This is a genomic window from Vibrio sp. 704, from assembly GCF_033339295.1.
Window position 1 is genome coordinate 1 of sequence record NZ_JAWOUH010000366.1, and the last position, 754, is coordinate 754.

The window sequence follows — 754 nt, forward strand, 5'->3', positions numbered from 1 at the left end:
GTTCTTATTTTTTGACGCTAAATAAATGCATACAATTGCACTAATTTTGTAATAAATTATCCAACCAGAATCTAAATTACAATTTTTAATATGCCGTTCTGTGTTACATACAAAGGTTACTTGCTCAAGACGATATCCAGATCACACAAGGCCAAGTAAGCGATTACATTGTGAAAACAATTTACGAACGCGTTAACTACAGTTCATGTTTGAAATACCAAGATATAACAAATGTGTGAATATAAAATGAATAGTTCAACTGAATGTTGTTTACAGAAAAGACACTTGTAGATTCAGACAAAACAAATCGCTAAAAGTGGGAAAACAGAGCTTAAAAACGGTAGGGAAAGGAGCAGATGGAAACCCGCTTAGACAGGTGGATATAAAAATAAAGGCAGCGTATTTGCTGCCTTTATTTTATAAGTTGAGCTTAAGCTTTCGCTTTTTTACGTTTATCAGTGATTTCCCACTTACCATCAACGTAAAGTGCAGTCCAACCACTTGGTTTACCGTCGTCTTCTGAACGAACATAGTTCTCTTTCGTCTTACGGCTAAAGCGAACCACGGCTGGGCGACCATCTGGATCCTCTTGAGGAGCCGTTGTTAGGTACTTAAACTTCTCTGGTAGACGCTCTTCAAAACGCGCCAGTTCAGAGACTAGAGGTGCTCTTGTTTCACGCGATTTAGGGAAGTTGCTTGCCGCCATAAATAGGCCAGAAGCACCATCACGAAGCACGAAGTACGCATCTGAGTT

Annotated in this window: 1 pseudogene; it reads right to left on the minus strand. The window is 39.3% G+C overall.

What is annotated here, in order from left to right:
- Positions 1–430: 430 nt before the first annotated feature.
- Positions 431–754, minus strand: a pseudogene (locus R7R24_RS26505) (DNA topoisomerase I subunit omega); the annotation flags it as partial.